A 13043-nucleotide genomic window follows, 5' to 3' on the forward strand; every position below is an offset into this window, starting at 1 on the left:
TTAACCTTTTTTAACCTTTCGCGCTGTCTGAAGAGATTTCATCTTTGATTAGGAGTTTAAAGAGCGTTGCGATTTCATCAGGACGCTCTTTAAGGGTCCCTCTAATCTTTTCTAAAATAATTTCGTATCTTACTTCTTCTTCGCTAAAGGTTGCATTAAGCCCTAATTGATCTTCTACTTTTTTTCTCAAATCGCCGAGTTTGTTCAACTCATCTTCTTCTTCATCCATTTCTTCAAACATGGATTTCACTTCCTTATCTTCATCAGGCACCACTTCCAGCATGCGTTCGCTGAAAGGCACGATCACTTTTTTATAGAAAATGAATAACACTATAAACACCAAAATATACTTGATTAAAGGCGTGAATGAGCCTAAGATTTTTTGAGTTTTATGCATGATTTTTTCGCTCAAAGTAGCGTTGTCAATCATAGGCGCCATAGGGTTAAACTCAAAATTACTCACCGCCACATCATCGCCTCTATTTTGATTATAACCAATGGCTTGTTTGACTAAAGCGTTGATTTTTTTAAGCGATTCATCGCTCAAAGGCTCGTATTCTAAAGCGTTTGCCCCGTCTTTAAGCGCGATTTTATACTTGCCATCCACCACAACCGCCGCATTCAAACGCACTAAAGTGCCAAACTCGCCCTTGATCTCGCTAATGGTTTTACCCACTTCATAATTGGTCGTGTTTTGAGACTTTTCGTATTTTTCTGGCTCTTTATTGTCTTTCAATCCTTGCACAGGCCCGATATTGCTCACAACCCCCGGCACACCGCCAACTTGTTTTTTAGGAGCGCCTTCTTTTTTTTCTTCTAAATTTTGCTCGCTCCTTACGACATTATTGGGATCAAAAGTCTCTTTAGTGCTTTTCTTTTGGCTGAAATCAAACTCCGCATTGACCCTTGCGACCACCTTGTTTTTACCCCCCACAATAGGGGCTAAGATATTGACAATCTTATTTTCTAAAATGTTTTCAAAATTTTGTTTGTAATGCAATTGCTCTAGGGCTAATTCTTTGGAGTTTTCTAGTATATCGCCCTCGCCTATTGATTCGCCGTTTTCATTCACGATTTTCACATTTTCTATCGTGAGTTTAGGCACAGCTGCAGCGATTAAATTTTTAATCCCTAAAATTTGAGTGGGTGAAAGCTTCATGTCAGGCTTGAGTTTGAGCATCACCGAAGCGCTAGGAGGCACTTCTTTAGCCACAAACACGCTGTCTTTAGGGATTGCAATATGCACATTGGCTTTAAGAATAGGGTTTAAACTTTCAATCGTACGCGACAATTCCCCCTCAATGGCGCGAATGAGTTTGATATTTTGATCAAAATCAGTCGCCCCAAAGTCTTTAGTGTCAAAGATTTCAAAGCCCACTTTACTCGTTTTAGGGATCCCTTGAGAAGCCAAAGTGATCCTTTCTTCATACACTTTATCTTTAGGGATAAGAATGGTGTCATCTCTTGAGACTTTATAAGGGATTTGGTTTTGCTGGAGGTGCTGCAAGATTAAAGCGTTATCGCTAGAGTCTAAGCCTTCAAATAAAACCCCATAACCCCCTTGCGCGTAGTCTTTTTCTTTAAAAGGATAGAGCAACAAAAACACAAGCAAGGCGGTGATCAAAACCCCCGCTGCGATCAGGGCGATTTTTTGCTTTTTATTGAGCTTGATGAAAAAATCAACAATCCGTTGCAATAATACCTTTAAATCCAATATTAAAACCTTGATAAAATTTTCATTCTTTTAAGCCGTTCGCTTAGATCTTTTGGAACACGCTCAAATAAATCCCTATGGAAAAACAAGCCCCTAACGCCCCTAAACAAAACCCTCCTAAAACACTGCTAAAAGACACCCCTAAAACAATCAGCACTAAGCCTATTAAAAAAATCAAACCAAGCAAACTACAAGAAAGAATGTTTTGAAATATTTGATGCGTGATCAAATGGGGTATCAATAAAACAAGCAACCCATAAAATAGCGTCAAAGAAAGCACGATAGCGCTAGGGAAATTAGCGCTGTGCGAAAGCCATTGAATGGAGTGTGTAAAAAGGTGTTTTAAAGATTCTAAAAGGGCTTCAAACAGAACCACGCTTAGCACAAACCACACCCCAAGCGCTAAATTTTTACGATACAGGCTTAAAAACACCCCCACTAACAAGCTCAAAGGCAACACGAATTGAGAAGAGCCTAAAAAAACAACGCGTTGGAGCGTTTGATCTAAAATAGGGCTAGAAGAATTTGAACGCATCAAGTTAAAAATCGCATGGTCCATTGAATTAGTGTAACCAAAAAGGACTAAACCAGCAATAAGGATAAAAAACGCGCTAAAAACGCCCCCTAAAAGAAACAGGGTTTTAACTGGTAATAAGAAAAATGGTTTGGGTTGTGTGGAAACATTTTTGAAAGAATTTTCAGCCATTATTTAAAACCCTTTTAGTCAGTTCATTCAAAATGGATATTATACGCCAACGAATTTTAAAATTGCTCTTAAAAGTTTTAAGACAATGAAGTTTAAACGCATAAAAGCTTTTTATTTTAATCAAACCTAACTAATAAGAAACTGAAATTGTTTTTTTTTTTTTGAAATCGTTTTAATTTTTGCCCTCTTTTAAAGCTTTTTAACCCTTTTTAGACTACAATTTTAAGAAGTAAAAATCAAAGGAACGCAATAACTTATGGATAGAGCCAAATTTATATTCGTTACAGGGGGCGTGTTAAGCTCTCTAGGGAAAGGGATTTCATCTTCTTCAATCGCTACGCTTTTACAGCATTGCAATTACCAGGTTTCCATTTTGAAGATTGATCCTTATATTAATATTGATCCAGGCACCATGAGCCCTTTAGAGCATGGGGAAGTGTTTGTAACTAGCGATGGCGCTGAAACGGATTTAGACATCGGGCATTATGAACGCTTTTTGAACAGGAATTTAACGAGGTTGAATAATTTCACTACCGGGCAGATTTTTTCAAGCGTGATAGAAAACGAAAGGAAAGGGGAATATTTAGGCAAAACCATTCAAATCGTCCCCCATGTAACCGATGAAATCAAAAGGCGCATTAAAAGCGCGGCTAAGGGGTTGGATTTTTTAATCGTGGAAGTGGGCGGAACCGTGGGCGATATGGAGGGCATGTTTTATTTGGAAGCGATCCGCCAGCTTAAATTGGAATTAGGGAATGAAAAAGTCATTAATGTGCATGTAACCTTGATCCCCTATATCCAAACCACTAACGAATTAAAAACCAAACCCACGCAACACTCCGTCCAGGAATTAAGGCGCCTTGGCGTAACCCCTCAAATCATTTTGGCGCGATCGCCTAAGCCTTTGGATAAAGAATTGAAAAAGAAAATCGCTTTGAGTTGCGATGTGGAGCAAGACAGCGTGATTGTGGCCACAGACACTAAAAGCATTTACGCATGCCCCATTCTTTTCTTGCAAGAAGGCATTTTAACCCCCATTGCCAGACGCTTTAATTTGAATAAGTTGCACCCCAAAATGGCGGCTTGGAACACTTTAGTAGAAAAGATTATCGCTCCTAAACACAAAGTCAAAATTGGTTTTGTGGGCAAGTATTTAAGCTTGAAAGAATCTTATAAATCCTTGATTGAAGCCCTAATCCATGCGGGCGCGCATCTGGATACGCAAGTCAATATTGAATGGCTGGATAGCGAGAATTTTAATGAAAAGACGGATTTAGAGGGCGTTGATGCGATTTTAGTGCCTGGGGGCTTTGGAGAAAGGGGGATTGAGGGCAAAATTTGCGCCATTCAAAGGGCTAGGTTAGAAAAACTCCCCTTTTTAGGGATTTGTTTGGGCATGCAATTAGCGATCGTGGAGTTTTGCCGCAATGTTTTAGGCTTGAAAGGGGCTAACTCTACGGAATTTAACCAACGCTGCGAATACCCTGTGGTGTATTTGATTGAAGATTTTATCGATCAAAACCACCAAAAACAGGTGCGTACCTATAATTCGCCATTGGGTGGCACCATGCGATTAGGCGAATACGAATGCGAAATCATGCCTAACAGCTTGTTAGAAAAAGCCTATAAAAAGCCCAATATTAAAGAAAGACACCGCCATCGTTATGAAATCAACCCCAAATACCGCCAAGAGTGGGAAAATAAGGGCTTGAAAGTGGTGGGCTTTGGGGCGAATCATTTGATTGAAGCGATTGAATTAGAAGATCACCCGTTCTTTGTGGGGGTGCAATTCCACCCGGAATTCACTTCCAGGTTGCAAAGCCCTAACCCTATTATTTTGGATTTCATTAAGAGCGCTCTTCATAAATCCTAATCTAAAAGAATGAAACAAAAGCTTAAAGCTCAAATCAAAGAGCGAGTGGCTTCTATCGCTTATAATGAAAAAGGGTTTCCTAGCCCCTTTTTATTTAAAGACTTGAAAAAAGCCGCGCTCAAAATCATAGAAGCCATGCGCGCAAACACAGAAATTTTAGTGGTGGGCGATTATGACGCTGACGGCGTGATTAGCTCTGCTATCATGGCAAAATTCTTTAAAAGTTTGAATTACAAGCATGTCCGCATTGCAATCCCTAATCGCTTCATGGATGGCTATGGGATTTCTAAAAAATTTTTAGAAAAACACCATGCCCCTTTAATCATCACGGTGGATAACGGGATTAACGCCTTTGAAGCCGCTCAATTTTGCAAAGAAAAAAATTACACCCTAATCATCACCGATCACCATTGCTTACACCATGATAAAATCCCAGACGCTTATGCGGTGATCAACCCCAAGCAACCAGATTGTGATTTTATCCAAAAGGAAGTGTGCGGGGCGTTGGTGGCGTTTTATTTGTGCTATGGTATCCACCAGCTTCTAGGAAAAGAAAAAAGCCATTCTAGTGAGTTATTGTGCTTAGCGGGCGTGGCGACTATTGCTGATATGATGCCTTTGACTTTTTTTAACCGCTTTTTAGTTTCTAAAGCCTTGTATTTTTTGCAAAAAGAATCCTTAGGGGCGATGGGGTTTTTACGCCAAAGAGAAGTTTTTAGAAAACGCTCTTTAAAAGCGAGCGATATTTCTTTTAATATCGCCCCTTTAATCAATTCCGCAGGGCGCATGCAAGACGCTAAAATGGCTTTAGATTTTTTAAGCGCGAATAATTTTCAAGATGGCTATTCTTTGTATGAACGCTTGAAAGCATGCAATACGAAGCGTAAAATGATCCAACAGCAGGTTTTTGAAGAAGCTTTTAAGCATGCGATGGTTGGAGAAAAAATCATCATCGCCTTTAAGGATGATTGGCATGAGGGCGTGCTTGGGATCGTGGCTTCAAAGTTAGTGGAAGCCACTCAAAAGCCAAGCCTGGTTTTTACTTTTAAAGAAGGGGTGTATAAAGGGAGCGCTCGTAGCTCTTCAAATATTGACTTGATTGACGCTTTGAATGGGGTTTCTTCTTTGTTGCTCGGCTATGGAGGGCATAGGCAAGCGTGCGGGTTGAGTGTTGGAAAAAACAATATCGTCTCGCTCTTTGAAACTTTAGAAAATTTTGATTTTAAAGTCTTGCCTTTTTGTGAAGAAGAACCCCCTTTAACGCTCAAATTAAAAGACATTGACAGAGAGCTTTTAGAGATTATAGAGATGGGCGAACCTTATGGGCAAGAAAACCCTGAACCCCTATTCCAAGCAAAAAATTTAGAAGTCATAGAAGAAAAAATCATTAAAGAAAGCCACCAGGTTTTGCGTTTTAAGGATAAAGAATGCGTCAAAGAGGCTATTTATTTTAACACTGAGCGGTTTTTGAAAGCGGGCGAAAAGGTGAGCGTGCTTTTTAGCGTGGAATTAGATGAGTGTTCTAATGAGCCTAAAATGTTTGTTAAAAGTTTGTTGTAGTGCCTTTTGTTGAAGAAGAATTTGAAATTTTAAAACCCACCAAAGCCTTGTTTTTGGTGCGCGATGTTTTAAAATGCTCTTTAAAAGAAGCCCAACGGCACCTTGACAAGCAACGCCTAAAACAAAACCAACAAGCCGTGCGTAAATCCCAAATCATTCAAGGGGTCGTTCGCTTGATTTATTTCAAGCCTAATGAAAAACAAGAAAAGCTTGTTTTTGAGACGAAAGATTTTGGCGTGTTTGACAAACCCGCTCAAGTCTATACCCACCCTAAAGGCTATTTTTACCATGAAAGCTTATTAGATTGTATCCAATCTCATTTTAGCAAAAACGCCCACCCAGCCCACAGGCTAGACTATGAAACGAGCGGGTTAGTTTTAGCGGGCAAAACCTCACAAAGCGTTAAGGATTTAAAAGCGCTTTTCATGCAAAAAAAAGTGAAAAAAACTTATTTGGCGCTAGCGCATGGGTTGGTGGATAAAAGTATCATCATAGACAAACCCATTCTAACGCCAGAAAACATTCAAAAAGATTTGCACATTCGATCTCAAATTTCTCCTTTAGGCAAGCCTTCAATTACTCTTGTTGAACCTTTAAGATATAACCCTTTTTTGGATATAAGCCTACTCAAAATAACCCCGCTCACCGGGCGCACGCACCAGATCCGCTTGCATTTAAGCAGTATAAATCATAGGATCGTGGGCGAGGGGCTTTATGGGGTGGCAGATGAAAACGCTAGAGAATACCTTCAATTAAAGCACGAAAATAACGCCCCATTACTCATGCTCCATGCCGCTAGTTTAGAGTTTGAATTTAAAGGGGCGATCTATCAAATCGCTTCCCCAATGCCTGAACGCTTCATGCCGTTTTTGAAAGATCTACCGCTCTTTTATTGATTGTTCTTTTGGTTGTCCTCTTCTGGGGTTTAGTTGAGTTTTTCCACATGCGCTTTAACGCTTATTGTTTCTATATTTTTTAAATCCTCTTGAAGTTCTTGGCTGAATTTGGTAATGCTGTTATCAAAACCCATTTTGTAGCTTTCTTTCAGATATTTTTTCACTTCATTGATGTTGTTCAAAATTTCTTTTTTGAAATCATCTCTGTGGAGCCATTCATCAATATAATTAAAAGCCACATCAGCCCCAAGAGCTGATAAGACGCCACCCACGGCTATGCCAAACTTTGCGAGGAATTTAGCCCCTAATTTAGTGCCAAGCCTTTTCACAAGCTTTGGGGCTAGCCCTTTCATAAGTGCACTAGCATGCACACTAGCCGTTGCCCCTATTATCGCTGCGAAACCCATTTTTAAGTTCAAATCTCTTTCTATTCTGTCATCAATATTTTTTAAAGATTCCGCAACTTGAGAAATACCAGCCACTCCTTGTGTGGCAATCTTTTCTGTATCCTTTTTGTGCTGGCGCAACAAGCTTATAAAAGCATCAGAAATGTTGTCTGTCATCGTTTTTAATCGTTGTTTGTAATCAGCCCCTAAAAGTTTTTCCTGTAATTTATTGAATAATGCGTCTTCGGCGCTCAAGCCGATCTTTTTAGCTACAAAAAGGGCAAACTCGCTATAATTTCCCTTGAGAGAGTAGTGCCAGTCTAAGAACTTATCCACATTGTTTTCTATTGGATCAAAAAGATTGTCTATTTGAGCGTCCACCTTGCTATGCATTTTATCCTTACTGCTACTCAGCAAATCGCTTATTTCTTGTTGGTGGCTATCAAGATTATTTTTTATTAGATCTGATATTAAATCTGGAAAAGTTTCGATGATTGTTTTTGTGCGAGCTGTTTTGATCGCTTGACTGGGTTCATTATATGGGATGCTACTTAAAATTAGGATAAAGTATGAATAAAAAAATAATTCCTAAAGGAATGTACTTTCTTTCTTAATAATTTCTAAAAGAATGTAAATATACTTTCTTTCTTCCTTTTTTTAATTTCTTGTTCTTTTTCTTATGTTAGCTTTTCTAGCTCTTGCTTTTGCTTTTCTGGCTCTAACTTTGGTCTTGCTTGCTCTAGATCTTCTTTAACATCATTTTCCACACTCACCACTAATACATTTTGATAAACAATAAATGATTTGAGCGCTCAGCCTGCTGATGGCTATCCCGCTAAGAGCGTTATAGATGATAAACGCTACCCAGCCCGCAACCATAAACCCCTTATTTAAGCCCATGCTCTCTGCTTTGTGCATGCCCCACCAAGTAACCCCCTCTAACATTTTTTAAATTCTAAAACATAACTCGTATAATCACAATTTGAATAAGCGGAATCACTCGCTGCCTTAATAGTGTCTATCAAAGCTGGTTTCAAATAATCGGGCATGTTGCCATGATAGATCACATAGCAACTCAAGCCAATGAAGAAAAGAGTCCCCACAAAAGCGCTCACTTCTCTAGACATCAGCATCAAATAATCTTCTTTGATGATACTCTTAAGCATCTCTTCAAGCACGCCAAACACCGCAGCGCAAACAACGATAGTGCAAAAAACAAGCCCCCATATCATCCAATTATAGTCCAGCACGCTATAAGCGATGGATATGGATGTAAAAATTGAAAAAATAAAATAAAAGCAAGACACCATTATTGGGGAGTGTAGCATCTTGGATAAGAAGGATTCGCTATTCACGAAACACTTGGCGAAGCACTTCCTCTGATGCATTTTTAAAGAAATATAGCTGTAAGCGACAATCCCTAGTATCAGCAGCACAAAGACCAACGAGAAGCAGGACTTATCGTAAGTCAAACGCCACAAGCCCAACAACACCCCAACGATCACGCTTGTGCCCAGAATGATTTTAAAAAAATAAGACATTATCTTTTATCCCTCTTATTTTTGAAGCGTTTGTTAGGGTTGTCTTTAAGGAGGAAGATCTTAAACGCTACCAGTATCAAAGATAGTGAGAATATCGTTAGCGCTACTATCCAAAAAAGATCCTTGCTGACAAAGTAAAGGATTGCGCTCTCTATCAAGCAAATGAGCGAAACGCCGTATTTAAACTTAAGCTTTAAGATCTTATGGTGGGACACAACCATAGCGACCAAAAACCCGACAGACCCGCCAAGGAGCGATAAAACCCACAAAGCTTTTTCAGGAATACGCCACATTTTTTGCTCAATTTTTATCCACCAGCATGAGAATAAAAATCAGAATATTGACTATGAGCAACCAAACGATAGAAGCAAATTCCACGCTCACCCTTTCAAGAGCGTTTTAACAACCCAAACGCTACCACTTGGCTTTTTAGAGAGAGAGAGAGAGAGAGAAAGCAAAATTTTAAGATTGATTCTCAAATCTATTCCTTTACAAAAGTTAAGACTGGGTGTTTTAACATGATTTTTGACCTGCTCGCATCAAGCCCTTACTTTTTAACATTTCCGCTCCCTTGCTTTTTTAAAGCCTCCCTAAATTACTACACCACTCCCCCAATAAACACAACGCGCCCAAGCACAAAGCCCTAAAAAAGGCCTTTTTGAAATTCTTTAGCATGACACTCTTTCTTATTCCCCAAGCAAAATACAGCCCTCGTTCAAATATTCTTTCAAAATCTCTCGCCCCTTAGGGGTTTTCATCAAAATAGATATTATTTGGCTTCTCAACCTCTCAGGCTCTTCTCTGTTGGCGTTTTTGGTCAGATCGTATTCGTTGAAAAAATACGGCATGACTGACTTTGATTTGAGCTCAAGCCCCACCTCTTTGATCACCTTTTCTATCGTGTATTTTTTCTTACAATGTTTTTCGCAACCCCCCAATTTCAAAATTTCCATATTCCTTGACGCTCTTTTTTTCACTTGATTGAAATACGGGCTTTTTTGCAGTCTCTCCACAGCCAAAGCATAATTCTTATCCTCTATGGCCTTGATGAATTGCTTGAATTTGAGCAGTCCGTTCAAGCCTAAATTGTAGCTCAAATCCAAGATGACCATTCTCCTCATTGCGTCCAAATTTTTATACCACCCATAAGAGAGAATAGCCTTATAATTCTCTTTTAATATATCAGTTAAAAGCCCATACGCTTTGGTGATACGCTTACCCTCATAAGAATAAACGCTCAAATTATAGCCATAGCCAATCGTGGGATGCTCCGTCTTGTCGGTATAAATAGAAGGCGAAAACCCCTCTGAATCCACTATCAAAAACGACGCCGCTAAGATCAATTTGCTAAGATAAAGCGTCCAACACCCTTTTAGCTGCCTTTATTATTCTTAGCTTTCAATTCTTCTAGTTTTTTTGAAATGATTTCTTCAGTAACGCTAGAGAGTCTCTCTCCATCATGCTTACCCTCTGGGGTTTCTTTGCTCTGTAATTCTTCTTGTTTTTTTGAAATAATCTCTTCAGCGATGCTAGAGAGTTTTTCCGCATTTTTGGTGTCTTTGTAGTTGGAGCGGTTTTTTAAATTCTCTCTGATTTGCCTTTTTCTTTGGATTAACGCAAACATTTTTTGGCTGAATTGGTAGCATTTGCGCGCGCTTATAATGATCACGCCCCACTTGATTAGTAAAGCGATCAAAAGCCAAACAAAAGAGCTAGAAGTGTCCAATAAAAACTGGCGCACATCGCTATAAACCCAAATATCCACTAAAATAATTAACAGAGTGATCAAAATAGAAAACGCAATGCTTTTAAACCTAAAAAGCCATGCCACGATCACAAACCCTCTCGTGTGCCTGTGGGCTAACAGCCAGCGTTCATTCTTTTCGCTAAAAAAATTCATCAAACCAGAAATTACGCTATTTTTCTTGCTCATTTTCGCCCTTTTCCCAAACTTCTTTAAAATGCTTGGTGGTTTTTTCTTGTTTTTCTTTCAATTCTTTAGCGTGGATTTGTTCTAACAACCTTTTTTCTTCAGCTTCAAACATGATTTTTAATTCTTCTTCATTAAAATCGCTCAGTTGCATGTTCTCTTTTATCAAGCGTTTTTCTACGATTTTAACCGCTTGCTCCCTGATTTTTTGAGATTTTTCTTTAAAAAGCGCTCGTTTGGTTTTTTGAAAGACTTCACTAGAATTTTTTTGGATCGTTTGTTTGCAAGAATCTAAAAAATCCCTAACTTGATGCATAATTTTCATGGTTATCCGTTTTTAAAGAGTTTTTAAGACTAATGACCCCTAAAAGAATACCAAAAAAAAATTAAAACTCTCTAGTAAATGTCTTCTTAAAAGAATAAGGAGCATTTTGGCGATGTTCTAACCCCCTAAAATAGGGCTTTTGTGGGATAGTTTCTAGATGAGACTATCGCATGCTTTTTGTCCCCTATTTCAATTCTTTGAGTATCTCGCATGTCTTTTGAAATCCTAGTTTGCATGCTTTAGAGTAAAAGTAAGCGGCTTTTATTGAGTTTTTTTCTACTCCATACCCATTTAGTTCATATATATACCCTAAATTAAAACACCCTTCACCATCTTTTAAATCACACGCTTTAGAGTAGTATTGAATGGCTTTTTCCAAACGCTTTTTTAACCTAGGTTCTCTCCTAATTACCAGATTTTCACCCTCATATAGATAACCTAGACTAACACACCCCTTAGCATAGTTTAAATTACAAGCTTTTTCAAAGTATTCCTTAGCTTGAATATAATACTTCTTAGCCTCAAGACTATCTCCTCTAAATGCACCACCCCCACCACTCACGGCAAAATCAAGAATCTCTTTGCCCTGATCAGCAAGCTCTTCAGGGTTTGGCTCTGCCATTAACCCCCCCCCCAATAAACACACAACACAAGCATAAAACCCTAAAAATCGCTTTTTTGAAACTTAGCATGACGCTTCTCCCTTTATTAAAAAATTCAGACTTTATTATTATAATCAAATATTGATGACTAAAACCTTTTAATTTTCATAAATGGGGTTTTAGTTGTTTTGTTTTACAATAAAAATCATAAGGAGATAGGAATATTTTGCGTTTAATCCCCCTAACCCAAAAAGAGTGCTTGTAAAAAATACCTTTGAGCATTTTTTATACTAGAATTTTATCCCTAATGATTTTTTAAAACCTGTTGGCAATAGCGCTCTAAAATCCTACAAGCGCTCAAAGAGTCTAACCGGCCGTCTTTGATAGCGAACCTCTTGTTTTTCTTGCCCAAATGCTCTAAATTTTCATAGGCTTCTACGCTGGAATTATCTTCATTAATAAAAACGATTTCGCCCTTAAAATCTACAAGCTTGATAAAATGCTCAATACGGGCGTGGGTATCCGCATAGCTTTCATTAGGCTTGCCCACCACTAGCACTTGAATGTCTTTTTTTCTCAATAAATCGCTCAAATCCCTAGAAGCTTGATTTCTGTTGTGGCGCAAAATCGCTTCTAAAGGCAAGATAACGCTGTTTAAAAACACAGCGATACCAATGCGTTTTAACCCCACATCGCATGCTAAAATCATGCTAACACCACGAGATGATTGATGCGCTTGATCTTACCCAACAGCTCGTATTCTAAAAGTTTATCCCCAAATTTGAGATACGCTTCTTCATAGCTAGGGTTTTTCGCACAATATTCTAAAAATTCATCTTTCATTTCAGGCATTTCCTTTAAATGGTAGTCTTTTAAAAGGGTGTTTATAAAATTTTGAATATTAAATATCCCTTGAGCCTGCCCTTTTTCTAAAAGCTCATTAGTGCCATCGCTCTCGTTCAAGCGTTGGGGTAAAACAAACAAGGGTTTTTGGTATTTTTGGGCTAATCTCGCGCTGCTCATAGAGCCGCTTTTTAAATCCGCTTGGGGGATAATGACCGCATCGCTTAAAGCGATCACCAGGCGGTTTCTCGCTAAAAAAGAGCCTTTAATGGGCATGAAGTCTTTTTCATATTCGCTTAAAATCAGGCCGTTTTGCGCGATTTCTTGGATCACTTTATGGTTGTTCGTAGGATAGATCAAATCCAAACTGCAAGGCGAAAGCATGATCGTTTTTGGTAAGGCGTTTTCTTGAGCGATAATATCCACGCCTAACGCTCCCCCGCTCACAATAACCGCGCCATTTTTAGCAAGCTCTCTGGCTAGGGTGATCGTGTGTTGCTTGCTGTAAGGGGTGGGTCTTCTTGTGCCGATGATAGCCACTTTTAAAGGCGCTTCTAAAAGCTTGGTATCGCCCACACAATAGAGCTTTTTAGGGGGGTCTTTGAGAATGTCAAAGGCTTTAGGGATATTCTCTAGCGTGCTGTATTGGAAATTACTTTTCATTTCA

11 protein-coding genes and 3 pseudogenes are annotated in these 13043 nt (G+C 38.9%); 3 read left to right on the plus strand and 11 right to left on the minus strand.

All coding sequences use genetic code 11. The features are described from left to right. Window positions 1–10: 10 nt before the first annotated feature. Complete coding sequence (fliF, locus tag IC572_RS00530) at window positions 11–1714, minus strand: flagellar basal-body MS-ring/collar protein FliF (RefSeq protein ID WP_187854703.1); 1704 nt, start codon at window positions 1712–1714, stop codon at window positions 11–13. 43 nt (window positions 1715–1757) lie between these two features. Further along, the gene (locus IC572_RS00535; protein ID WP_187854704.1) at window positions 1758–2420 is read right to left on the minus strand and encodes a phosphatase PAP2 family protein; all 663 of its coding nucleotides are present in this window, start codon (window positions 2418–2420) and stop codon (window positions 1758–1760) included. A 256-nt stretch (window positions 2421–2676) separates the two neighbouring features. Between IC572_RS00535 and pyrG the strand changes: the two genes are divergently transcribed. Genes pyrG through IC572_RS00550 form a run of 3 tightly spaced genes read left to right on the plus strand, consistent with a single transcriptional unit; the run spans window position 2677 to window position 6749 of the window. Further along, window positions 2677–4293: a glutamine hydrolyzing CTP synthase gene (gene pyrG / locus IC572_RS00540; protein WP_001949959.1), complete on the plus strand. Its 1617-nt coding sequence runs from the start codon at window positions 2677–2679 to the stop codon at window positions 4291–4293. Window positions 4294–4302: 9 nt separating this feature from the next. Next, a complete protein-coding gene (gene recJ / locus IC572_RS00545) occupies window positions 4303–5853 on the plus strand; it encodes a single-stranded-DNA-specific exonuclease RecJ (RefSeq protein WP_187854705.1) in 1551 nt (516 codons plus the stop codon). Continuing rightward, window positions 5853–6749, plus strand: a complete 897-nt coding sequence (locus tag IC572_RS00550; protein WP_187854706.1) for an RluA family pseudouridine synthase — start codon at window positions 5853–5855, stop codon at window positions 6747–6749. The genes recJ and IC572_RS00550 overlap by 1 nt, the downstream gene beginning before the upstream one ends. 29 nt (window positions 6750–6778) lie before the next feature. Here the strand turns inward: IC572_RS00550 and IC572_RS00555 are convergent. The 9 genes and pseudogenes from IC572_RS00555 to dprA form a co-directional block, all read right to left on the minus strand. Continuing rightward, window positions 6779–7902, minus strand: a pseudogene (locus IC572_RS00555) (hypothetical protein). Continuing rightward, window positions 7892–8676, minus strand: a pseudogene (locus IC572_RS00560) (hypothetical protein). Before IC572_RS00560 ends, IC572_RS00555 begins: the two co-directional pseudogenes overlap by 11 nt. After that, a pseudogene (locus IC572_RS00565) lies at window positions 8676–9054 on the minus strand (DUF1294 domain-containing protein). Before IC572_RS00565 ends, IC572_RS00560 begins: the two co-directional pseudogenes overlap by 1 nt. Window positions 9055–9362: 308 nt before the next feature. Then, window positions 9363–10019 carry a glycoside hydrolase family protein gene (locus IC572_RS00570; RefSeq protein ID WP_232263296.1) on the minus strand — a complete coding sequence of 219 codons (657 nt, stop codon included), beginning with the start codon at window positions 10017–10019 and terminating at the stop codon, window positions 9363–9365. 29 nt (window positions 10020–10048) lie between these two features. Next, complete coding sequence (locus IC572_RS00575) at window positions 10049–10609, minus strand: hypothetical protein (RefSeq protein ID WP_187854707.1); 561 nt, start codon at window positions 10607–10609, stop codon at window positions 10049–10051. Further along, complete coding sequence (locus IC572_RS00580; RefSeq protein ID WP_000699940.1) at window positions 10593–10931, minus strand: hypothetical protein; 339 nt, start codon at window positions 10929–10931, stop codon at window positions 10593–10595. Before IC572_RS00580 ends, IC572_RS00575 begins: the two co-directional genes overlap by 17 nt. 184 nt (window positions 10932–11115) lie before the next feature. Continuing rightward, window positions 11116–11553, minus strand: coding sequence for a tetratricopeptide repeat protein (locus IC572_RS00585; RefSeq protein ID WP_187854708.1), 438 nt, complete (start codon window positions 11551–11553; stop codon window positions 11116–11118). 284 nt (window positions 11554–11837) lie between these two features. Beyond that, window positions 11838–12242 (minus strand): Holliday junction resolvase RuvX, encoded by a 405-nt coding sequence (gene ruvX / locus IC572_RS00590; RefSeq protein WP_187854709.1) that lies wholly within the window; start codon window positions 12240–12242, stop codon window positions 11838–11840. Further along, on the minus strand, window positions 12239–13039 hold the full coding sequence (gene dprA, locus IC572_RS00595; protein ID WP_078252646.1) for a DNA-processing protein DprA: 801 nt from the start codon (window positions 13037–13039) through the stop codon (window positions 12239–12241). Before dprA ends, ruvX begins: the two co-directional genes overlap by 4 nt. Window positions 13040–13043: the final 4 nt, after the last annotated feature.

Source organism: Helicobacter pylori, from assembly GCF_014496485.1.
Taxonomy (GTDB): domain Bacteria; phylum Campylobacterota; class Campylobacteria; order Campylobacterales; family Helicobacteraceae; genus Helicobacter; species Helicobacter pylori_DD.

What these genes read in the sequence shown, in the direction of transcription:
- IC572_RS00575 (WP_187854707.1), bottom strand. Translation starts at nt 10,609, where the DNA reads ATGAGCAAGAAAAATAGCGTAATTTCTGGTTTGATGAATTTTTTTAGC.
- IC572_RS00585 (WP_187854708.1), bottom strand. Translation starts at nt 11,553, where the DNA reads ATGGCAGAGCCAAACCCTGAAGAGCTTGCTGATCAGGGCAAAGAGATT.
- pyrG (WP_001949959.1), top strand. Translation starts at nt 2,677, where the DNA reads ATGGATAGAGCCAAATTTATATTCGTTACAGGGGGCGTGTTAAGCTCT.
- IC572_RS00535 (WP_187854704.1), bottom strand. Translation starts at nt 2,420, where the DNA reads ATGGCTGAAAATTCTTTCAAAAATGTTTCCACACAACCCAAACCATTT.
- IC572_RS00580 (WP_000699940.1), bottom strand. Translation starts at nt 10,931, where the DNA reads ATGAAAATTATGCATCAAGTTAGGGATTTTTTAGATTCTTGCAAACAA.
- dprA (WP_078252646.1), bottom strand. Translation starts at nt 13,039, where the DNA reads ATGAAAAGTAATTTCCAATACAGCACGCTAGAGAATATCCCTAAAGCC.
- recJ (WP_187854705.1), top strand. Translation starts at nt 4,303, where the DNA reads ATGAAACAAAAGCTTAAAGCTCAAATCAAAGAGCGAGTGGCTTCTATC.
- ruvX (WP_187854709.1), bottom strand. Translation starts at nt 12,242, where the DNA reads ATGATTTTAGCATGCGATGTGGGGTTAAAACGCATTGGTATCGCTGTG.